Source organism: Endozoicomonas sp. G2_1, assembly GCF_017744155.1.
In the GTDB taxonomy this organism is placed as follows: Bacteria; Pseudomonadota; Gammaproteobacteria; order Enterobacterales; family Alteromonadaceae; genus JAGHQT01.
Window position 1 is genome coordinate 53,960 of record NZ_JAGHQT010000002.1, and the last position, 21,652, is coordinate 75,611.

A 21,652-nucleotide genomic window follows, 5' to 3' on the forward strand; every position below is an offset into this window, starting at 1 on the left:
AAATATTTATCGCTAAGACGATGGCATTTTAATTGCTGCGTATCAGAAAAATTAATTCACAATAAACATTCTAGCTTGCCAGTTATTCAAGCGTTTAGTACCAAACAACCTTTAGTACTCAATAACAAGTAACGATGAAATAACTGAAACCACACCAACGAGGGTGATCGTCCAGATTTGTGATTTCAACGGTGAAATCACGGTAGACATTTAACCTGTGTTATCGACACAGGCCTAAGTGACAAGCTCAAGGTCAAGTAAGACACTGGAGAGGCTATCATGACACCCGAAAAAATTATTGTCGTTGGCAACGGTATGGTTGGTCACAAGTACATTGAAACTCTGATCAATCATCCGCAATATCAAAACTACCAAATTATTACTTTTTCTGAAGAGCCTCGACTTGCCTACGATCGAGTCCAGTTGTCAGGCTATTTCGACGGTAAAACCGTTGACGATTTAATGCTGACATCATCAGATTACTACGATGCAAACGGCGTTCAATACATAGTCAGCGACAAAGTCGTCGCCATCGACAAAGCCGAGCAAACCGTGACCACCGAAAGCGGTCGCGTTGAAAGCTACGACAAACTAGTACTCGCCACCGGTTCATTCCCATTTGTGCCGCCGATTGAAGGTGGTGATGGCGAGCATTGCTTGGTTTATCGCACCATTGAAGACTTAGAAGCCATTACCGCCTCTGCTGAGCAAAGCAAAACCGGCGTTGTTATTGGTGGTGGTTTACTCGGCCTAGAATGTGCTAAAGCCTTACACAGCTTAAACTTAGACTCACACGTTGTTGAATTTGCTCCGCGCCTGATGGCGGTACAATTAGATGATACTGGCGGCCAACTACTGCGCAAGAAAATTGAAGACTTAGGGGTTCACGTTCACACCGAAAAAGCCACCCAAAGCATTAGCGCAGGTGAACACTGTCGCTATCGCATGAACTTTGCCGATGGCAGCCATTTAGAAACCGATATGATCGTTTATTCTGCCGGGATCAGACCGCAAGATCAGCTCGCTCGTGATTTTGAACTGGCCATTGGTGAACGCGGCGGTATCGTTATCGACGACCACTGCTTAACCTCAGATGACAATATTTATGCCATTGGCGAATGTGCCCTTTGGCAAGGCCGTATTTTTGGTTTAGTGGCGCCGGGTTACAACATGGCGAAAGTCGCGGTTGACCATTTAACCGGTGGCGACAGCAGTTTTACTGGTGCCGATATGAGCACCAAGCTCAAATTAATGGGTGTTGACGTGGCCAGTATTGGCGATGCTCACGCCCAAACCGAGGGCGCACTCACCTATAGCTATATCGACGACGCCCAAGGGATTTACAAAAAGTTAGTCGTGTCTGCCGAGCAAGACAAACTACTGGGTGCAGTATTAGTCGGCGATACCGACAACTACGGCACCTTACTGCCGATGATGCTCGAAGGCATGGACTTACCTGAGCAGCCACAATCGCTAATTCTACCGGCGATTGACGGCCAAGAAGGCGGCGCGCTCGGAATTAACGCCCTACCAGATTCGGCGCAAGTGTGTTCGTGTCACGATGTCACGAAAGGCGATTTAATTGCCGCCATTCACGACGGTGCCACTGAACTTGGCGAACTGAAAAGCTGCACTAAAGCAGGTACTGGCTGTGGCGGCTGTAGTGCTATGGTTGAACAGGTGTTAAAAGCCGAGCTTGAAAACATGGGCATGGAAGTGAACAACAACCTCTGTCAACACTTCGAGTATTCGCGCCAAGAGCTGTTCGATATTATCCGCGCCAAAAAAATCAAAACTTTCGATGAATTATTAGCGAAATACGGCAGTGGTCACGGTTGTATTATTTGTAAACCAGCGGTTGGCTCAATTCTCGCCACCTACTGGAACGAATACGTGCTCAGCGATGATCACATCGCACTGCAAGACACCAACGACATCTTCTTGGGCAATATGCAAAAAGACGGTACTTACTCAGTAGTGCCGCGCATTGCCGGCGGTGAAATCACGCCAGAAGGTTTAATCACCCTGGGTCAAGTCGGCAAAAAATACGACCTTTACACTAAGATCACTGGTGGCCAACGCATCGACTTTTTCGGCGCACAACTGCACGAACTCCCGATGATTTGGCAAGAACTGACCGATGCTGGCTTTGAAACAGGTCACGCCTACGGTAAATCACTTCGAACAGTAAAGTCTTGTGTCGGTAGCACTTGGTGTCGTTACGGTATGCTCGACTCAGTGTCAATGGCGATTAATTTAGAGATGCGCTACAAAGGTCTGCGCGCACCACACAAAGTCAAAATGGGAGTTTCGGGTTGTACCCGCGAATGTGCCGAAGCGCAAAGTAAAGACTTTGGCATTATCGCCACCGACAAAGGCTGGAACCTTTACGTTTGCGGTAACGGCGGCATGAAGCCAAGACACGCCGATTTATTCGCCATCGATTTAGACGATCAAACCCTGATCAAATATATCGACCGCATTATTATGTTCTACTGCCGCACCGCCGAGCGTCTCACTCGTACCGCCACTTGGATGAACAACCTAGAAGGCGGCCTAGACTACTTAAAATCAGTGATTATTGATGACAAGCTAAATATCTGCGACGAGCTAGAAGCCGATATGGAAAAAGTTATCGACACTTATGAGTGTGAGTGGAAAGCGACCTTAAACAATCCTGAGCGATTAAAGCGCTTCAGCCACTTTATCAACTCAGACGCCACCGATGACAACTTAGCTTACGTCAGTGAACGCGGCCAAAATCGCGCCCGTATAGCCACCGATACCGAACGCCAAAAAGCAGCTAAAGGCGAAGAAATTGCAACTTTAGCGGTTACCAACTAAGCACTAGCGCACAGGAGACAATAACATGACCGATACACTCGACAATTGGGAAACTATCTGCTCAGTAGATACTTTAGTAGATGGCACTGGCGTTTGTGCATTACACAATGGTGAACAAGTGGCCATTTTTAAAGTAAGGGGTGAACTTTACGCGCTCTCTAACTACGATCCATTTGGCAAAGCCAACGTTTTATCGAGAGGCTTAATCGGCAGTGAGCAAGACACTATTTACATTGCTTCGCCCTTGTATAAACAGCGCTTTAGCCTCAGTACTGGTGCCTGTCTGGATGATCCAGAAACAACAATTCAGCAATATCAAGTGCGCGCTCATCAAGACAAGGTGCAATTAAAGGTTTAATTACCAACTAATGTAACCACTAACTAAAGCTCGGTCTAACCCACCGAGCTTTTTACTTTTTTACGATTTAACAGTAAGCAATCCACCAATTCCCCCATAAGTACTGCCCTGCCAATGTGCAGCTAAGTTTCACAATAGTGCACAAAGCTGAGTATAAGCTCTACAAAACAGTATCAAAAACAAATAAACAATTGTTTTATAAATAATTTTAATTGTTGGCACCATAGCTGCAATGTCTAGTAAGAAAAGAATATTTGTGTATGTGTTACAACTCTATTCGCCAGCTAACAAGTGTTAGTGATGGTAAGTAACGCTGACAACAACTTGTTATTAAGCACCAATGTTGGTGCTAATTGGCAAAGAAGCCACAACTAATTACTCCGAGTTAGTTGTGGCTTTTTTTTGTCTTGTTGCTGCCGCGTTAAAACAAAATTATAAAACTATGAGGAACACCTATGAGTCAACTATTAATTAAGTCCGCCTCCAACAGGTTAGTTAAAAAGCTCTCAAGTGCCATTGCCACCAGTGCTCTACTGATTGGCGCAGCAATATCACCTAGCACTTACGCAGAGCTTGGCTACCCAGAAAAAGAAGAGCTCAAGTTTGGTTTTATTAAACTTACCGATATGGCACCAATCGCCATTGCCTATGAAAAAGGCTATTTCGAAGAAGAAGGTCTTTACGTCACCATCGAAGCACAAGCAAATTGGAAAGTACTACTCGACGGCGTTATCGACGGCCGTTTAGATGGCGCTCATATGCTTGCCGGTCAACCCATTGCCGCCACTATGGGCTACGGAACTAAAGCCGATATTATCACGCCGTTTTCAATGGACTTAAACGGTAATGGCATCACGGTTTCTAACGAAATCTGGCAACAAATGAAGGCCAATATTCCAAAGCAAGCTGACGGCAAGCCAGTACACCCCATTAAAGCCGACGCCTTAAAGCCTGTAGTTGAAAAATACAAAGCCGAAGGTAAGCCGTTTAACATGGGCATGGTATTCCCCGTTTCTACCCATAACTACGAGTTGCGCTACTGGTTAGCGGCGGGCGGTATTCACCCCGGCTACTACGCGCCGCACAAAGGTGACACTTCTGGTCAATTAGACGCAGATGCCTTGTTATCAGTAACGCCGCCACCGCAAATGCCAGCAACCTTAGAGGCGGGTACTATTTACGGTTACTGTGTTGGTGAACCTTGGAACCAACAAGCGGTATTTAAAGGCATTGGCGTGCCAGTAGTCACCGATTACGAAATTTGGAAAGACAACCCGGAAAAAGTATTCGGCATTTCAGCAGAATTTGCTAAAAAATACCCAAACACGACTATTCGCTTAACTCGCGCCTTAATTCGCGCCGCCAAATGGTTAGATGAAAACAACAATGCCAACCGTCCAGAAGCGGTGAAAATTTTATCGCAATCGAACTATGTTGGCGCGGATTATAAAGTGATTGCCAACAGTATGACGGGGACTTTTGAGTACGAAAAAGGCGACAAACGCGAAGTACCAGACTTCAACGTTTTCTTCCGTTACAACGCGACTTACCCATACTACTCAGATGCGATTTGGTACTTAACCCAAATGCGTCGCTGGGGCCAAATTTCTGAAGACAAGCCGGATAGCTGGTACTACGATTTAGCGAAAAAAGTATACCGCCCAGACATTTATCAGGCCGCGGCACAATCGTTAATCGATGAAAAAATCATGAAAGTCGACGAATTTCCTGACTTTAAAACGGAAGATGGTTTCCGCGCTCCGCAAACTCACTTTATTGACAACATTGTTTACAACGGCAAAAAGCCAAACGAATACATCAATAAATTCAGCATCGGGTTAAAGCAAGGCGACAAGATCTAAGCTCCGCTTACCCCAAAAGAGAGGTAAGTCATTGGCTTACCTCTCACAAGACTCAATCGTTAATGTCAATCGAGGTTTATCATGACAGCCAACACAGCAACACTGAACAAGAACACCGCCGGACAAACCATGCTAAAGTGGCTTAGTACAACGTTAAATCGCTTTGGCACTAACTTAGTGTACCCAGCCATCGGTATTGCGTTATTTTTATTTTTGTGGTCGATTACCGCACAAAGTATCGATACTTCTCTCGGTAAATTTCCCGGCCCAGTCGCGGTTGCCGAACAATTTGAAAGCCTATACCAAGACCACATTACCGAAGGTGAAAAAGAAGTCGCTTTTTATCAAAGGCAAGAAAAGCGCAACGCCGCCCGAGTCGCGAAAGATCCAAGCTACCAACCAAAAATTCGCGCTTACACCGGTAAAGAAACCTTTTTCGATCAAATCATCACTAGCTTAGTGACAGTGATGAGTGGTTTCTTGTTGGCGGCGATTATCGCGATTCCATTGGGTATTTTGATGGGCTTAAACAAAAACGTGCAGGCCAGTGTTAATCCGATTGTCCAAATCTTTAAACCGGTATCGCCACTGGCGTGGTTGCCGCTCGTCACTATGGTGGTCAGTGCCCTATATGTTTCAGACGACCCATTGGTCTCTAAATCGTTTATCAACTCAATGATTACCGTCAGTTTGTGTAGCTTGTGGCCAATGGTCATTAATACCTCGCTTGGCGTTGCTTCACTAGATAAAGACTTAGTCAATGTTTCAAAAGTATTGCGTTTATCACCACTCACTCATGTTAAGAAAATCGTTTTACCCGCGTCAGTACCTATGATTTTTACTGGTATGCGCCTATCGCTTGGCGTTGCTTGGATGGTATTGATTGCCGCAGAAATGCTGGCGCAAAATCCAGGCTTAGGTAAGTTCGTTTGGGATGAATTTCAAAATGGTAGTTCAGAGTCACTAGCTCGCATTATGGCTGCGGTTATCGTGATTGGTTTTATCGGCTTCTTGCTCGATCGCACCATGTTGCAACTGCAAAAAATGGTCTCTTGGGACAAATCAAGCGTCAGTGCTTAACCGATACTCAATAAAGCGTCACAAGCAAACCAGACAGAGCAAAGACAATACAAAACAGAATTTAGGGCAAGACAATGAGCACATTACTAGATATCAGCAAAATCGACATGGTTTTTCCAACTCCTAAAGGCGACTTTACCGCCCTGAAAAATGTCGACTTACAAATTGCCAAAGGCGAGTTTATTTCACTCATTGGTCATTCGGGGTGCGGTAAATCAACCGTTCTCAATATTGTTGCCGGCCTATATCAAGCCACCACCGGCGGCGTCTTACTGAACGGTAAAGAAGTCCGCGAACCGGGACCAGAGCGTGCCGTGGTGTTTCAAAATCACTCGTTACTGCCTTGGTTAACCGCTTACCAAAACGTTGAACTTGCAGTTCAGCAAGTGTTTAAAAACAAAATGACCAAAACCGAGCGTCACGACTGGATTGAGCACAACTTAAAGCTTGTCCACATGGACCACGCCATGCACAAGCGCCCAGATGAGATCTCAGGCGGAATGAAACAGCGGGTTGGTATCGCCCGTGCCTTAGCAATGCAGCCAGAAGTATTGCTAATGGACGAACCTTTTGGTGCCTTGGATGCTCTAACCCGCGCCCACATGCAAGACTCATTGATGGAAATCCAAGCGGAACTCAACAACACCGTAATTATGATCACCCATGATGTCGATGAAGCAGTATTGCTCTCTGATCGCATCGTGATGATGACCAATGGCCCCGCCGCTACTATCGGTGAAATTTTAGAAATAGATTTGGAGCGTCCGCGCAACCGAGTCAGTTTGGCGCAAGATGCCCAATACAACCAGTACCGCTCGTCTGTGCTGAGTTTCTTATACGAGAAGCAACGCAAAGTTGAAGTAATGGCCAGCTCTAGCAAGAGCGAATCAGCAGAAAAAAACAATAAAGAGACCCTAAAACAGGCTTAACAAAGTCTAAAGCCATAAGTATCTCGCTATCGCACGCCAATAATAATAACAGCGATAACCGAGCGCTATAACAATTAAGGGAAAACATGAAACTTAAGAAAATAGCATTAACCATTGCAAGTGTAATCGCAATAACAGCAAGCCCGGCATTACTCGCAGCCGGAACACTTGCTGAAGCATTCAGTGAAGGGACTGTAAAAGGTAACTTTAACCTGCGTTATGAAACGGTTGACCAAGACAATGCCCTACGAGATGCCAATGGCTTAACCTTGAGAAGCCGACTGACTTATCAAAGTGGCAGCTATCACAACTTCTCAACCGTAATTGAATTTGAAGACTCTCGTACTGTGCTTGGCGTAGATGATTTTAACGACACTAATGGCAAGAACGCCGGCCTCCGTTCAGTGATTGCCGATCCAGAAACCACTGAGCTTGACCAAGGCTATCTGCAATATAAAAGTGGCGCTTTTACCGCTAAGCTCGGCCGCCAAGTCATTACTTTCGACGGTCATCGCTTCGTCGGTCACGTTGGCTGGCGTCAAGATCGCCAAACCTTTGATGCCGCCAGTCTAAACTACAAAAAAGACGATGCGACCTTCACTTATGCCTATGTTGATAAGCGCAATCGCATTTTCGGGGAAGAAAAAGATCTCGATTCAAAAGACCACTTGCTCAATGCCAGCTACAAGACTAAAACCGGAAAACTAGTCGGTTACGCCTACTTGCTAGAAGTCGACAACAATACCGATAACAGCCTCGATACTTATGGTTTTAGCTACAACGGCAAAGCCAGTGGCGTAAAATACAAACTTGAATATGCCACTCAAGATGCCGATGCCGGCGCCAATTCATTTTCAGCCGACTACCTTAACGCAGAGTTAGGCACCAGCTATAACAAAGTTAACTTTACTTTAGGTTATGAGCTACTCGGCTCAGACAACGGTCAGTACGGCTTTTCAACACCACTGGCAACCTTGCACAAGTTTAACGGTTTTGCCGATCTATTCTTAGCGACACCAGATGAGGGCTTGGTTGACATTTACGCGACAGTTAGCGGTAAAGCATTTGGCGGTAAATGGGTTGCGACCTATCACGACTTTTCTGCCGATGATAGCTCGCTGGCCGTTGATGACTTAGGTGATGAAATTAACTTGCTTTACGTTCGTCCCATCAACAAAACTTTCACTTTTGGTGCTAAGTATGCCACTTACTCCGCTGGTGACACATCAGGTGGAAGAGTGGATACCGACAAGTTATGGCTGTGGTTAAACGCTAAGTTCTAACAAAAGTTCTAATATAAGTTCTAATATAAGCTCTAACATAAGTTCTAGTATGAGCTTAAAGCAGTTTGGAGTTACCGAAACTAGCGGTAACTCCAACGATTTATTACCACATTTTTACTGAATTTTCGCGACAGCGCTCTTACTGCTATCAACAATCTTGACCAGCTCTTCATCAGGTAAGCATTCACCTTTCGACCAACGCTGTTCAAGCTGCTCGGTCAATAATTCAATACTGCGTTTTTTTTCCTGAAGGCTGACAATCATTTCATCAATGTCTTGCGACTTTTTAGCTAAGGCATTTAAAGCGGCGTGATGATCTAGCTTGGTTTCTGACGATTGAAGCCAGACAATTTCATCGAGAGAAAAACCCAAGCCTTGGGCGAATTTAATGATTTGCAGCGATTTCAGCGCATCTTGATTATAGTCGCGATAGCCACTGGCCAATCGGCGTGAAGGCGGCAAGATACCTTTTTGCTCGTAAAATCGAATAGTGGCATTGGGCACACCACTGAGTGCTGATAGTTGACCAATTTTCATCTTACTTCACCTTACTTTCATCTTTTTTGGCTAACAGTTGTCTCAGTAATTCTTGTTTCAACAAAGTGAGAGTAAACCGCTTGACCTTAAAGTTGACTTTAATGTTACGGTGACATTTAACGACTGTCTACTGATAATGTAATCACCGGAGTGAACATGACCAACAATGTCTTTAGCCCTTTTACCTTGCCCAATGGTAATCAAATAAAAAATCGCGTTGCCAAAGCTGCGATGGAAGAAAATATGGGCAGTGCCGAGCGTCTACCTAATCAAGCACTGTTTAATTTATACAAGCAGTGGGCCGATGGCGGTGTTGGTTTGTTGATTACCGGTAACGTCATGGTGGACCGTTTTGCCATGACAGGTCCCGGCGGTATTGCCCTTGAGCGCGATACCGACTTAACCCTATTCAAACAGTGGGCGAAAACCGCTCAGGCCAATGATACTAAGGTTTGGATGCAGATTAATCATCCCGGCCGCCAAGTTTATAAAAATATGGGTGGCAAGGTATTGGCGCCGTCAGCCGTGAATATGAACATGGGTAAACTTTCCGGTATGTTTGGCCAGCCCAAAGCCATGTCTGAAGCAGAAATTGACGATGTTATCGAGCGCTTTGTCACGACCGCGACGCTAGCGCAACAAGCGGGCTTTGACGGCGTAGAAGTACACGCGGCCCACGGTTATTTACTGTCGCAGTTTCTGTCGCCGTTAACCAATAAGCGCACCGATAAATGGGGTGGCTCATTGGAAAATCGCGCGCGCTTGCTGCTCACCATCGTCGAAAAAATTCGGGAAAAATGTGGTCAACAGTTCGATTTAGCGGTCAAACTGAACTCAGCTGACTTTCAACGCGGCGGTTTTGATGCCAAAGACGCCGCTCAAGTAGTCAACATGTTAGCGAAATACCAACTCGATATGGTTGAGCTTTCTGGTGGTAGTTATGAGTCACCAGCACTGCAAGGCCGCACTGCCGACGATAGTACTTTATCAAGAGAAGCCTACTTCCTCGATTTTTCAGCACAAATTGCCAAAAACTCACCGGTGCCGATTATGACCACCGGCGGTATTCGTCGCTTGCCTGTCGCCAATAAGGTTATTGACAGCGGCATTGATATGGTTGGCATTGGCGGTGCCTTGTCATTCACTCCAAACTTAGTCAATGTTTGGCAACAGCGTCCTGAGTTTGTTGGCCCAGTCCCTGAAATAGACTGGCAACACAAAACCTTCCGCGGCTTAGCGATTATGGCAATAGTTAAACGTCAGTTGCGCCGACTTGGCGCAGGTAAAAGTGCTAAACCTGCGCTTAATCCCTATTTAACGATGTTGATTGATCAAGTCCGCCAAACTAAGTTGACTAAACGCTACCGCAACCAGCTAAAACTCTAATTGTCCTACTAAAAAATTATTTGCCGTCACTATGACCTCATCAAGGTTTGTGTCATAGTGATTGGCAAAGACACTGAAATAATGAGCTATTGATGAGCCAAGCCATTCGTTTAAAAGAAAAATTTGCGCTAATTGACGGCTATTGGCAGCCGAAAATAATTGGTGAGCTCAACGGCCAATACGTTAAATTAGCCAAATTCAAAGGTGAAATGATTTGGCACAGTCACGAGTTTGAAGACGAATACTTTCAAGTGGTCGCTGGCGAAATCACTATCGCCCTCAAAGAGCCCTGCCCAACTAGTGGCCAGCTTATTGAAAAAGCAGTTACTCTAAAACAAGGTGAGTGCTTAATCGTGCCTAAAGGTATTGAGCACAAACCGCAGGCAGACAGCGAAGCGCACGTGTTAATGTTTGAGCCTAAATCAACCGCTCACACTGGTGATCTTGATAGCGAGATCACCGTTGCCACCGAAGATCAAGACTGGATATAATGATTTTCTAACCAAGGGTAATATCGTCAATTAAAGGATTAATATGCGCACCATATTCAAGCTACTGTTTATCTCTACACTTACGCTAAACAGCGTAATGGGCAACGCCGAACCTTTTAAGTCGCTAGAACAAGGTAAAATACTGCGCTCAGTAAATTGCTTTGGCGGTTTTTTTAGCGAATACCAAAGCTGGCTCAACTTTATCGAGCAAAAGAATCTCAAAAAGCTCAAAGATAAAAATAAAGTCGATAAAGTGATGGCTCGGTTTAAGCAAAGTAACACGATTGAAGACTTCCAACGTTATCGCAAAAACATCCAATGCAGTAATTTTATCTATAGCGTCGATGGGCACCCAGTTAAAGGCTTTTTAATTAGCCCCAAGCAGTACCAAAACAACAGCAATACTAAGCTTCCGGTGATCATTTTCAATCGCGGCGGCAATGGCAACTTTGGCGCGGTTAAATTCAGTACTATGTTCAACAAACTGTTCCCGCTGGCAGATAAGGGCTACATCATTATCGGTAGCCAATATCGCGGCACTTTCATGCAAAAATCAAAAGTACAAGACCAGTTTGGCGGCGATGATGTCAACGATATTTTGGCCTTGTTTGACATTATTCCAACCATTGAACACGCCGACCAAAATCGAATCGGGATGTTTGGCGCCAGCCGCGGAGTGATGCAAAGCTACTTAGCATTAAAAGGCACCAAACAAGCAAGCCAAGTCAAAGCACTAGCGACAATTGCTGGCGTCTCAGATCTGTTGGCACGGCTAAAAACTCGACCACAAATGGAAATGGTCTACCGCAAGCGTATACCCGACTATGAGGCCAACAAAATACCGGAACTGAACAAGCGCTCGGTTATTCAATGGCTCGACCAGTTACCCGCTGAGTTGCCGATTCTTATTATGCATGGCGATCAAGACAAAAGAGTCAATATTGTCGAGTCTGAGCGTTTAGTGTCAGCATTAGAAGCCGCCCAGCACCCTTATAAATTTATTCGCTACCCCGACGATAATCACTATTTGACAAAAAATAAGTCACAAGTACAACAAGAGCTTGTAAACTGGTTTAACCAATACTTATAACTCACCTCGATCACTAGCGCGGAGATTACAATGAAAAAATTACTGTCTGTTGGTTTAATGGCATTGGCGTTAACTGCCTGTTCTGACGATGAAGTGGGCGATGTTTCACTAGGTGTTTTTACCACCAATGACATCAAGCTCAATGCCATGGTTGACCCAATTGTCACCGGCGTGACTTGTCATGTTGCCTCCGTTGAAGCCGATTTGTCATTTTCAGACCCAAGCGATAGCTCGATCGCTTGTCGCCAAACAGGTGAGATAACCGCCGCGATGATTGCCCAAATAGACAAAAGCGACTCTGGCGAAGTGGTATTTAAGAAGTCGAAAAGTATCTTCTTTAAAAATATGAAAATTCGCCGTATTTTTGATGCCGACAGCCAAACCTTGATGTATTTGTCGTATTCCACCAAGGAGACGTCGGGTAGTTTTAAGCACAGTTTATCAACCGTGCCGCTATGGGGTACTAGCGCTTATCAAGCTGCGCCAAAAACTAACTAGCTCATCACGATTTAAAACATATGGAGTAACAAAATAGAAAATGGATAAAGATATAGAAAACAAGCACCAATGGTTTCAATTTAATAAGTTAGTTTGGGGAGTATTACTAACTGTCGGCTTTTTAATAGGGCTTGCCTTAACTGTTTACGTTATAAAATTTGGTGTACCTCTACCTATTCATAGCTTAGGCACTCTTGAACAATTTGGTTCATTTGGTGATTTCGTCGGTGGCATAATGAACCCACTTTTACAATTTATTGTTATAGCGATGCTATTTTGGAGTATAGACATCCAGAGAAAAGAGCTTTCTGCGACAAACAATACATTAAAGATGACTCAAAAAGAATTGGAGCAAAGCCGTAAAGCTACCGAGCTAAGCGCAATATCACTTGAAAAACAAGCGACTATTCAACAGCAACAACTTGAACGTACAGCAATAGAAAATATATTCTCTATTACAGCTTCAGATTTAGAAACATTAACTACTTTTCAAGCGAATATACGCGTTACCGTCGAGACGAATGAAGTAGTGACACACACAAGACTAGAATCAGTAGTTAGAGATATAAAATCACGTAACTACAGGTACGTGAAAGCAGTGACTATAGTAGCTCCAACGGAGGAATCAGAACAAGCGCTTTTCAGAATCTCAGGTAAAGTAGAAGAACTGCAATTTTTGATCAAGCACTATGCTCTAGAAGGTGGTTCATCACATATTGTTGAACATTGGCTCAAAAAACTGTTTCCTTATTTAGTTTTATTAACCAAATATCAAAATGTTCTTCCTGCTGTCTATAGCTGTGTAAATGATCACGACAAAATACTATCGGAGATAGTAGCAACACTCGTGTCAAAAAAACCAAATATCGCCTTAGAGTTAAAGCAATATACGATTTCGTCACTGCACTAAGCACAAAGTATAACTAATTAGTCACTTGCTTAATCGGTATCTGATACTGGCTGATTAAACTCGACAGTTCTGATTTACACGAGCCGCAGTTAGTGCCGCATTTTAAACGCTGGCCTAACTGCTCAACGCTCTTGTCACCGTGCTCGGTAATAGCATTGATAATCTGCTTTTCACCCACTTTAAAACACGAGCAAATCGTCCGGCCATTGAGGTACTCACTGGCAATTTCACGATTAAAGATCTGCTGCAGTTGCTCTGCGGTCAGTGCATCTAGCGCCAGTAAATCATTCAGCCAATCACTGTTGAGTGATAATCGCTGGCGGCTGCTAAAGCCCGCATACATTAATCTTTGCTCTTTTAAGGCAACCAGACAAGTAACGCCAGTAAAACTAGTGGCGAAACTAAACCATTGAAAACTCTCATCTTCAGCGTTCAGCGCTTTCGACCACGCCAACGTATCTAACTGTTGCGCCGTTTGGCCTTGCTGCGCGGCAAAGTATTCATAACCTTCTGCCAATCGGCTTTTCACCCAATAATCGGTGGATAAATCGAGTGGACTACGGCTAACACCGTAAAAATAACGGTTAATATCAGTAATTGGTTTGAGCTGGACTGCGCCAGATTTTAACGCCGGTTGACCCGAAACGGGATCGTGCCATGAACCGTAACAAGCACTGATATGAGCAGCAGACGCGGTTTGCTGATTCCAATGCAGCGGTGCAAATAATTCCCCGCGTCGCTGAGCCTCAGTCAGTTTTACTGGCAGTAATAACTCACCATGTGCAGCGCTCAACTCGACGAAATCACCTGTTTCTAAACTGAGCGACTTGGCATCTAATGGATGAATATCAACAAACGGCTCCTTAGTGTGTTTGGCCAAAGTCGGCGATTTACCAGTGCGGCTCATGGTGTGCCAATGGTCTCGCAGTCGTCCGCTATTTAAAACATAGGGAAATTCTCGACAAGTGATTGAGCTGCGCTGTTTAGCTGATACTGAAACAAAATTGGCTTTGCCCGATGGTGTATAGAATTTTCCGTCGCTAAACAAACGACTACAGCCTTCGGGATATTGGCTATTTACCGGCCATTGAATCGGTCGTAAATTGTCGTACTGCTTTTGGCTTAACTCCGCAAGCCCTGAAATATCAAAATCTCGCACAGGGTAACCATTAACGCCGTTGTTATATGCGGAAAGCTCAGCGTGCTCCTTAAATATCTCACTGACATCGCGATAGTCAAAGGCTTGGCTAAAACCCATTTTTTGGCCGACTTCGCTGATGATTTGCCAGTCGTTACGGGCTTGTCCCGGCGCTTGCATTAAGCCGCGTTGGCGTGAAATACGGCGCTCGGCGTTGGTGACTGTGCCATTTTTTTCGCCCCAAGTTGTCGCGGGCAGCTTAACATTGGCGTAAGCCATAGTATCGGTACTGGCCATGCAATCAGATACTACTACTAATGGGCAGTTGCTCAGTGCTTCCGACACTTTAGCGCGATTGGGCACGCTGACCATAGGGTTAGTGGCCATGATCCAAACCGCTTTTATTTTGCCTTCGGCAATTTGATCAAACATATCGATCGCCTTAGTACCGGCTTGTTGCGCCATGGTTGGCGACTGCCAAAAGGTTTGCAGCCAAGCCTTGTGTTCAGCGTTATCAATGTCCATGTGAGCGGCTAACATATTGGCTAAGCCGCCAACTTCACGACCGCCCATTGCATTCGGTTGGCCGGTAATTGAAAATGGTGCGGCGCCCGGTTTACCGATACGGCCAGTCGCCAAATGACAGTTGATAATCGCGTTACACTTATCGGTGCCCTGCTCGGATTGATTGACCCCCATCGAATAAAAACTAATTGTTTTATTCGTATGGGTAAACAAATGATAAAACTGTTCAAGCAAACCTAGATCAAGGTCACAGTACTCGGCAGTTGCCGCCAGTGAGCAGCGACTGACATTTGCTTTAGTTTCAGACCAGTTTTGACAATGATCATCAATATAGTCTTGGTCTATTGCGCCGTGCTCGATTAAATAATTGAGTAAACCATTAAACAGCGCGACATCGGTATCAGCTTTCAATGGCAGGTGTAAATCGGCAATCTCACAACTAGCGGTGCGACGTGGATCTACGACAACAATTTTAAGCTCTGGGTTAATTTTTTTCGCTCGTTCAATACGTTGAAACAGCACAGGGTGGGTCCATGCAGCATTAGAGCCAATTAACACTAATAAGTCGCAACACTCTAAATCTTGATAATTACAAGGGACGGTATCAGAACCAAAAGCGCGTTTGTAACCGGCAACAGCAGACGACATACACAGCCTAGAATTAGTGTCGATATTGGCACTGCCAATAAAGCCTTTGATCAGTTTATTGGCGACATAATAGTCTTCGGTCAGAATCTGCCCCGACACGTAAAAGGCGACGGCGTCAGGCCCGTGTTCGGCAATAATTTTGTTAAATTGTTCGGCAACATAATCGGTCGCCTGTGGCCAAGTAACGGTTTGGCCATTGACTTCTGGCGCCAGCAAACGGCCTTCGCGGTCGATGGTTTCGAGCAAATTAGTGCCTTTAATGCACAAGCGCCCATAGTTTGCCGGATGGTCGCTACTGCCTTGTAAGCTCACTGGCATATTGCCCGCTTTAGTGACATCGAGGCCACAACCGACACCACAATATGGGCAGCTAGTTTGTACTAAATTAACCTCTGACATCTCGTTCTCCTCACGTAAACCTTTGAGCCTAACCACTAGTGATGATGTTACTACCACAATGACATCACCTAATATGATTGGCCCTAAAAGCAAAAAGGCGCATGCGAAACCTCGCACTGCGCCTTTGCAATTAACATTTTAAATTTTTCGTTTTTCCGATTAACCAGCTAACTGCGTCTTTGCAGCTCGATCGCGGTTAGTTTGTTTAACTTACTGCCAATAACCTTTGCATCGCGATATACAAATCAGGACGATACACTTGTTTGACAATTTGGTGTTGCTGACTTTGACTTAACTCACCATTTAATTGCCCCGCTGTCGCCATTTTTTCTAACAATTGATAGCCCTGAGTTAAGGTTGGCTTATTCGCTTCTTGGCTGATAAAGCGATTGTAAGCGACGACTTTTCTCGGCGGTTCGCCACGTTCAGTTAAACAACTGTCGAGTAAGGATGGAGCGACCACGCTTAACTCTTCGTTTAAATACTCAGATGAACTCAAGATAACCGCCGCTTCAAAGCGGTTAATCGGCTCAGCCAACCACTGGCAAGCTTGCTGAACTGCCGCCAGCAAGGCCAAAAAAGTGTTTGGGTTTTGCTGCTGCCAGCGCTCGGAAACAGCGAGCACTTTTTCAGGCGCTTGCGACCATATATCGCATGACGTGATCACAGTAACACCGATATCCGCTCGAACCGCTTTAGCATTCCACGGGTTGCCAACACAAAAACCGTCGATATCGCCACTTTCAAGGGCAGCGTTCATATCGACAGGTGCAATCACCATGACGTCAATGTCGCTATCAATATCGATATCGGCGCTTTTTAACCAATCTCTAAGTTGGTAAAAATGACAAGAATACGGATGGACAACGGCAAAGGTTAACTTTGCCAAGCCCTGTTGTTTGCGCTTAGCAATCGCTAACTTTAAATAGCTCGCGGTTAACGGCAGTTTCGGCGTTTGTTGTTCAAATTCATCACTAACTTGGCACACTTCTCGATAAAGCGCTTTTGAGAGCGTGATGCCGTTGCCGTTCATACTCAAGTTAAACGCGGTAATTAACGCATTACCACTATTCGCCCCAGTACAGCTAGCCAGTGGTATTGGCGCTAACATTTGAGCGCCATCAAGCAAACCTGCTTGTAGTTTATCGCGTAAGGTTGACCATGAGTGTTGCAGTGCTAAATCAACCGTTAACCCCCAGTGTTGGAATAATCCTAAATGCTTGGCGATAACTAGCGGTGCGCTATCGGTCAATGCAATAATGCCCAAAGTTAACTGCGTTTTTTCTAACGCCTTGGCTGTATTACTGGTCATTACTGCTTACCTCCGGCCATTAACTGCATCATATCAACCATATTTTTGGCAACGTCTTCCATTTTTTGGCCATTGTTCATCGCCATTTTTCTAATCGCGTTATAGGCTTGTTGCTCACTCATGCCCTGCTGCTCAATCAGAATAGCCTTGGCTTGGTCGACCCACTTGCGAGAGGCCAGTTTGCGCTTGGCTTGGTCGAGTTCATCGCGCAATTTTTGAAACTCATTGAATCGCGCGACCGCGACATCGAGAATAAACTTGGCTTTATCTGGTCTGGTGTCACTTGTAATGTAAGCGCTTACACCAGCCTTAATTGAGTCATTGACCATATCCGGCATTTGATTGTCAGAAAACATCACTACGGGCTTGGGGTTGTATGCCGAAATTGTCGCCAAACTCTCAATGGTGTCGCGATTGGGTGACTCGATATCAATTAAAATAATATCAGGCTGATGACGCTCTACCTCTTTGAGTAGCGACATACTGGTGTGAGCCAAGTGAATTACCTGATACGGTGTATCTGCCAACGCTGACTGAAAAGACTGGGCGCGTGCCATATCATCGTCAATCACCAACACGGTTAACTGTTCTTGTTTTTTGGTCAAAGCGAATACCTAAACAACTTCACCATTCAATTATTGATAACCAATAACAAAACAACTTTTATACCAACCGACAACGTGGCAACAAAAACACATAACTAATTGAAAAAATTAAACTAAGCTTATTTTTTAAAATAAACATCAACACTTAAACTGGTATTAATGCACCAAAATAGGGATTTCACTTATCAGGCTCGCCAAAGCTGTGCAAATTGGCTAGGCTAGTATTGTTAATTGTTTAACCATGATTAGGGACAACAGCTATGATAGTCGTCAAATTACTAGCCGCAGTTATTGCAATTGCCTATGGTTACCAAGAGCTTTATCAACAAACTAGCGCAAATTTTATTGGTTGGTTAGCGATTGCAGTTGGCATTGTGATATTACTTTCGTGCGTAGCTAAAGTTAAACACGGAAAAAATGGTTCAACAGCTTGGTTTACCCATATTGATAATAGTAATGACAGTGGTAGTAGCAGTGATGGCGGTGGCGGCGACTAAACCTTCACAACAATAGTGAGCAAAAATAATGGCGAAATCAGCGAAACAGCAACTCCATACTAATAAGAAGACAAAACAAGTCGTTTTAGATAAAGATTTCGCTGGTGTAAAAAAGGGACAAAAACTCTTCGTTGCGACACCGCAACTAGTAAATCACTACATAAAACAAATTCCCTACGGCGAGAGTACCACCATTGTCGAGCTGCGTAATAAAATGGCCGCTGATCACCTGTGTGATGCAAGTTGTCCTGTTTCAACGGCAATATTTATTCGCATTGCGGCACAGGCAGCTATCGACGAACTAGAGCAAGGCGAACAGTCAGTCTCTGAGATCACACCTTTCTGGCGGCTATTAACTTCTACAGACAAAATAACTCAAAAACTAACGATAGATAGCAATTGGTTAGATAATCAGAGACAACTGGAACAAGGGTATTAATCCGAATGATCTATTTATTTGATTGGGGAGATACCCTAATGCAGGATTTACCGGGGCAGCAAGGAAAAATGTGTAATTGGCGACAAGTGAAAACGGTTGATGGCGCATATCAAGTGCTGGAAAAGCTGAGCCAACAACACGCTATTTACATCGCCACTAACGCTGCCGATTCTTCTGCACAAGAAATAGAGCAAGCTTTTGCTCGCGTCGGGTTAAGCCAGTTTATCAGCGGTTATTTTTGTCACGCAAATCTCGGACTAAACAAATCAAGTCCGGCTTTTTATCAAGCGATACTAACGAAACTAAAAATACCCGCTGAATTAGCCAAGACGGTTACCATGATTGGCGATAGCTATGATAAAGATATCGCGCCCGCTATCGCCGCTGGACTCAACGCTACTTGGTTACAAGGCGATAGCGCCACTAAAATAAGTGAAAAAAACAACCGTATCAAAACGATTCCATCACTAAAAGCACTACTAACTGATACTACTTAGCGCTTACAGCAACCACTTATACATTACTAGTGCATCAACATAGCCTAAATTGGGGTGATTAAATGCCTTTGGTAACTGCCCAACGGTATTAAAACCTAATTTTTGCCATAACTTGACCGCACCAGTGTTAGAGCTGGCGACGAAATTAAATTGCATAGCTTGATAGCCCAACTCAAGCGCTATATCTTGTGAATGCTGACACATAAGTGTTGCCAAACCTTTACCTCTAGCACTTTCAGAGACCATATAGCCACAATTACAAACATGACTACCAGGGCCAGCTTGGTTGGTTTTAATGTAATAACTGGCAACGACCTCGCCCTCACATTCAACTACATAGGTTTGCCTAGGCATTACCAACCACAGCTTCTTTGCTTGCTCTTGTTCAATATCTCTCGGATACGCATACGTTTCCCCCAAGCGAGCAATATCGCGAAAAATAGGCCAAATTGCTGACCAATCATCATCAGTTGCTAATCGAATATTCATTAATCTAAGCAGCTAATAATTTTTTCAGCAATTTCGGCTAAATGTTGTTGGTCGGCAAACTCAGCGGCATGCTGTCGCAAGCCCGACAGTGAGCCCGGTAAAATATGAAAATGGAAATGTGGTACCGTTTGGCCACCTTCTTTGCCATTAAACTGAAAAACACTACTGCCATTGACTGCCATTGCCTTTTGCACTGCAGTACCAACTTTTTGTACTGTTTTCATACACGCGAGTGCCGCTTGCTCTGAAAGGTCGTAAATTGTCATCGCTGGTTCTTTTGGAATCACGAGGACGTGACCATCGCGCTGAGGCATTACGTCCATAAAGGCTAAGCTGTGCTCATCTTCATAAATTTTAATACTTGGTAGTTCATCACGTAAAATTTTGGCAAAAACGTTATCTTGATCGTAAACGCTAGTCATCGACATATTCCTATTAATTCGCTCAATAAAGCACTTGAGAAGTAGAGGCTTAGAATCTAATCATTATTAGGGCATTTGTCAGCTACTTTTAACCTTTAGCGCCATTCACTAGCACAATTAATCAATCGAAAGTTGATAAATGATCTCGAAATGGTACTAATGCATCATTAAAATCAGTTTGCCCTAAGCCCAGCCTGAAATAATATCCTGATAGGCCAAATAACCCACTGGGCAATACAGTAACCCCCGACTTTAGCGCACAGTCAATTGCCCAGTTTTCCATCGCGCTGCTTTGCCCATCTTCGAAGGGTTCGACAATGTGATCAGCGACTTTAACTAACGTCATGATGCCCGCTTGTGGCTGATGCCAACTAAGCAAACCTGGAAACTCATTAACCAACTGCTGAAATGCGGCAATATTGTCTGCAATGATTTGATTATTCTGACGTACTAGCTGCTGCCAGTTGCTCAAGGCGACTAGCGCTAATTGTTCATCAACTATTGAAGTGCAAATTGAACTGTAGCACTTTTGTGCCAGTAACCCTTGATGGAGCGCTGAGTTTTTGGTTACTAACCAGCCAATGCGCAAACCACCAAGACCTAGGCTTTTTGACATCACCGAAACAACGACACCTTTTTCATAGTTAAGTATCTGATGACCAAGCGCTTGCTCGCGATAATTACTGGCTTGGCTGACATCATCCATCAGTAAGTAACTATTATGCGCAGCGGCGAGTTCGAGAATCTGCGCGACTTGAGCTTGTGACAAGGCAGCACCAGTTGGATTATGAGGGCTGTTGATCACCACAAGTTTGGTACGCGCCGAAAACAGTTTAGCAAACTCAGTTAAATCGAGCTGCCAAGCGTTGCCGAAACTCAGTGGATAGCTTTTGACTGTTGCACCGAGTTGACTTGCCATCGCCACCAACGAAGGATAACTTGGCGTTAAGGTAATCACTTCATCTTCTGGCGTGAGTACATGCTGATAAAGCGCCTGCAGACCTTCTTGAGCGCCAGCAAAGGTGATGACCTGATCAGGGTTAATTTGATTATCACCACTTTGAGAATTGATGTTTGCTACATCTATTTCAGCATCATAATACGAATTATTGAGTTCGGTGTGGAATTGGGCAATAGCGGTTCTTAACGCAATATCCCCTTGAATTGATGCATAACCGAGTTCAAGTTGATTAATGCGCTGCTTTTGTGAACAGTTCGCCATCTCCATAAGCTGCTGATAGCTTAATGTTTTAGCGCCTGACTGGCTCAAGTTAAATCTGCGCTTAGGCTGATAACCACACTTAGATTGCTGACCATGGTCAGCGGCTAAAATATCATTTAGCCGCTGACCAAAGCCAATGTGTGCTGGAAGCGTTAATTTCAATATTGAATCCTTGCTGTTAACAACTACCG

Annotated in this window: 21 protein-coding genes; 14 read left to right on the forward strand and 7 right to left on the reverse strand. The window is 44.5% G+C overall.

Annotation, left to right across the window (positions count from 1 at the left end; translation table 11 throughout):
• The first annotated feature begins 279 nt into the window (after nucleotides 1-279).
• The 6 genes from nirB to J7384_RS03240 all read left to right on the forward strand — a co-directional run bounded on the left by nirB (nucleotide 280) and on the right by J7384_RS03240 (nucleotide 8,356).
• Nucleotides 280-2,844: a nitrite reductase large subunit NirB gene (nirB, locus tag J7384_RS03215; RefSeq protein ID WP_209111409.1), complete on the forward strand. Its 2,565-nt coding sequence runs from the start codon at nucleotides 280-282 to the stop codon at nucleotides 2,842-2,844.
• A gap of 25 nt (nucleotides 2,845-2,869) precedes the next feature.
• The gene (gene nirD, locus J7384_RS03220) at nucleotides 2,870-3,202 is read left to right on the forward strand and encodes a nitrite reductase small subunit NirD (protein WP_209111411.1); all 333 of its coding nucleotides are present in this window, start codon (nucleotides 2,870-2,872) and stop codon (nucleotides 3,200-3,202) included.
• Nucleotides 3,203-3,657: 455 nt separating this feature from the next.
• Entirely contained in the window at nucleotides 3,658-5,064 is a 1,407-nt protein-coding gene (locus J7384_RS03225) for a CmpA/NrtA family ABC transporter substrate-binding protein (RefSeq protein ID WP_209111419.1), read from the forward strand.
• A 129-nt stretch (nucleotides 5,065-5,193) separates the two neighbouring features.
• Nucleotides 5,194-6,144 (forward strand): ABC transporter permease, encoded by a 951-nt coding sequence (locus J7384_RS03230; protein WP_247741631.1) that lies wholly within the window; start codon nucleotides 5,194-5,196, stop codon nucleotides 6,142-6,144.
• Between the two features lie 74 nt (nucleotides 6,145-6,218).
• Nucleotides 6,219-7,073, forward strand: coding sequence for an ABC transporter ATP-binding protein (locus J7384_RS03235; protein ID WP_209111422.1), 855 nt, complete (start codon nucleotides 6,219-6,221; stop codon nucleotides 7,071-7,073).
• 86 nt (nucleotides 7,074-7,159) lie between these two features.
• Nucleotides 7,160-8,356 (forward strand): alginate export family protein, encoded by a 1,197-nt coding sequence (locus J7384_RS03240; protein WP_209111429.1) that lies wholly within the window; start codon nucleotides 7,160-7,162, stop codon nucleotides 8,354-8,356.
• 114 nt (nucleotides 8,357-8,470) lie between these two features.
• Here the strand turns inward: J7384_RS03240 and J7384_RS03245 are convergent, their stop codons facing one another.
• Entirely contained in the window at nucleotides 8,471-8,893 is a 423-nt protein-coding gene (locus J7384_RS03245; RefSeq protein WP_209111431.1) for a MerR family transcriptional regulator, read from the reverse strand.
• Between the two features lie 156 nt (nucleotides 8,894-9,049).
• Between J7384_RS03245 and J7384_RS03250 the strand changes: the two genes are divergently transcribed.
• From J7384_RS03250 to J7384_RS03270, 5 genes are all read left to right on the forward strand, one after another.
• Complete coding sequence (locus J7384_RS03250; protein WP_209111433.1) at nucleotides 9,050-10,279, forward strand: NADH:flavin oxidoreductase/NADH oxidase family protein; 1,230 nt, start codon at nucleotides 9,050-9,052, stop codon at nucleotides 10,277-10,279.
• Between the two features lie 92 nt (nucleotides 10,280-10,371).
• Nucleotides 10,372-10,770 (forward strand): cupin domain-containing protein, encoded by a 399-nt coding sequence (locus tag J7384_RS03255; protein WP_209111435.1) that lies wholly within the window; start codon nucleotides 10,372-10,374, stop codon nucleotides 10,768-10,770.
• A 43-nt stretch (nucleotides 10,771-10,813) separates the two neighbouring features.
• Nucleotides 10,814-11,860 (forward strand): prolyl oligopeptidase family serine peptidase, encoded by a 1,047-nt coding sequence (locus J7384_RS03260; protein ID WP_209111436.1) that lies wholly within the window; start codon nucleotides 10,814-10,816, stop codon nucleotides 11,858-11,860.
• 30 nt (nucleotides 11,861-11,890) lie between these two features.
• On the forward strand, nucleotides 11,891-12,358 hold the full coding sequence (locus J7384_RS03265) for a CreA family protein (RefSeq protein WP_209111438.1): 468 nt from the start codon (nucleotides 11,891-11,893) through the stop codon (nucleotides 12,356-12,358).
• 40 nt (nucleotides 12,359-12,398) lie between these two features.
• Nucleotides 12,399-13,268: a hypothetical protein gene (locus J7384_RS03270; protein ID WP_209111440.1), complete on the forward strand. Its 870-nt coding sequence runs from the start codon at nucleotides 12,399-12,401 to the stop codon at nucleotides 13,266-13,268.
• Between the two features lie 13 nt (nucleotides 13,269-13,281).
• Here the strand turns inward: J7384_RS03270 and J7384_RS03275 are convergent, their stop codons facing one another.
• The 3 genes from J7384_RS03275 to J7384_RS03285 form a co-directional block, all read right to left on the reverse strand.
• Entirely contained in the window at nucleotides 13,282-15,978 is a 2,697-nt protein-coding gene (locus tag J7384_RS03275) for a nitrate reductase (RefSeq protein ID WP_209111442.1), read from the reverse strand.
• Between the two features lie 205 nt (nucleotides 15,979-16,183).
• Nucleotides 16,184-17,290 carry a CmpA/NrtA family ABC transporter substrate-binding protein gene (locus tag J7384_RS03280; RefSeq protein ID WP_209111444.1) on the reverse strand — a complete coding sequence of 369 codons (1,107 nt, stop codon included), beginning with the start codon at nucleotides 17,288-17,290 and terminating at the stop codon, nucleotides 16,184-16,186.
• Entirely contained in the window at nucleotides 17,290-17,895 is a 606-nt protein-coding gene (locus J7384_RS03285; protein ID WP_209111446.1) for an ANTAR domain-containing protein, read from the reverse strand. The genes J7384_RS03280 and J7384_RS03285 overlap by 1 nt, the downstream gene beginning before the upstream one ends.
• Before the next feature lie 260 nt (nucleotides 17,896-18,155).
• On the opposite strand from J7384_RS03285, the gene J7384_RS03290 reads away from it, so the two are divergent.
• The 3 genes from J7384_RS03290 to J7384_RS03300 are packed head-to-tail and all read left to right on the forward strand — an operon-like array spanning nucleotide 18,156 to nucleotide 19,328.
• Complete coding sequence (locus J7384_RS03290) at nucleotides 18,156-18,392, forward strand: hypothetical protein (protein WP_209111448.1); 237 nt, start codon at nucleotides 18,156-18,158, stop codon at nucleotides 18,390-18,392.
• A gap of 28 nt (nucleotides 18,393-18,420) precedes the next feature.
• Complete coding sequence (locus tag J7384_RS03295) at nucleotides 18,421-18,831, forward strand: hypothetical protein (protein WP_209111449.1); 411 nt, start codon at nucleotides 18,421-18,423, stop codon at nucleotides 18,829-18,831.
• 5 nt (nucleotides 18,832-18,836) lie between these two features.
• Nucleotides 18,837-19,328, forward strand: coding sequence for an HAD family hydrolase (locus J7384_RS03300; protein WP_209111451.1), 492 nt, complete (start codon nucleotides 18,837-18,839; stop codon nucleotides 19,326-19,328).
• Nucleotides 19,329-19,331: 3 nt separating this feature from the next.
• Here J7384_RS03300 and J7384_RS03305 read toward each other — a convergent pair whose 3' ends face one another.
• From J7384_RS03305 to J7384_RS03315, 3 genes are all read right to left on the reverse strand, one after another.
• Nucleotides 19,332-19,817 carry a GNAT family N-acetyltransferase gene (locus tag J7384_RS03305; protein WP_209111453.1) on the reverse strand — a complete coding sequence of 162 codons (486 nt, stop codon included), beginning with the start codon at nucleotides 19,815-19,817 and terminating at the stop codon, nucleotides 19,332-19,334.
• On the reverse strand, nucleotides 19,817-20,239 hold the full coding sequence (locus J7384_RS03310; RefSeq protein WP_209111454.1) for an HIT domain-containing protein: 423 nt from the start codon (nucleotides 20,237-20,239) through the stop codon (nucleotides 19,817-19,819). The genes J7384_RS03305 and J7384_RS03310 overlap by 1 nt, the downstream gene beginning before the upstream one ends.
• A gap of 121 nt (nucleotides 20,240-20,360) precedes the next feature.
• Nucleotides 20,361-21,623, reverse strand: coding sequence for a pyridoxal phosphate-dependent aminotransferase (locus J7384_RS03315; protein ID WP_209111455.1), 1,263 nt, complete (start codon nucleotides 21,621-21,623; stop codon nucleotides 20,361-20,363).
• Between the last annotated feature and the right edge of the window lie 29 nt (nucleotides 21,624-21,652).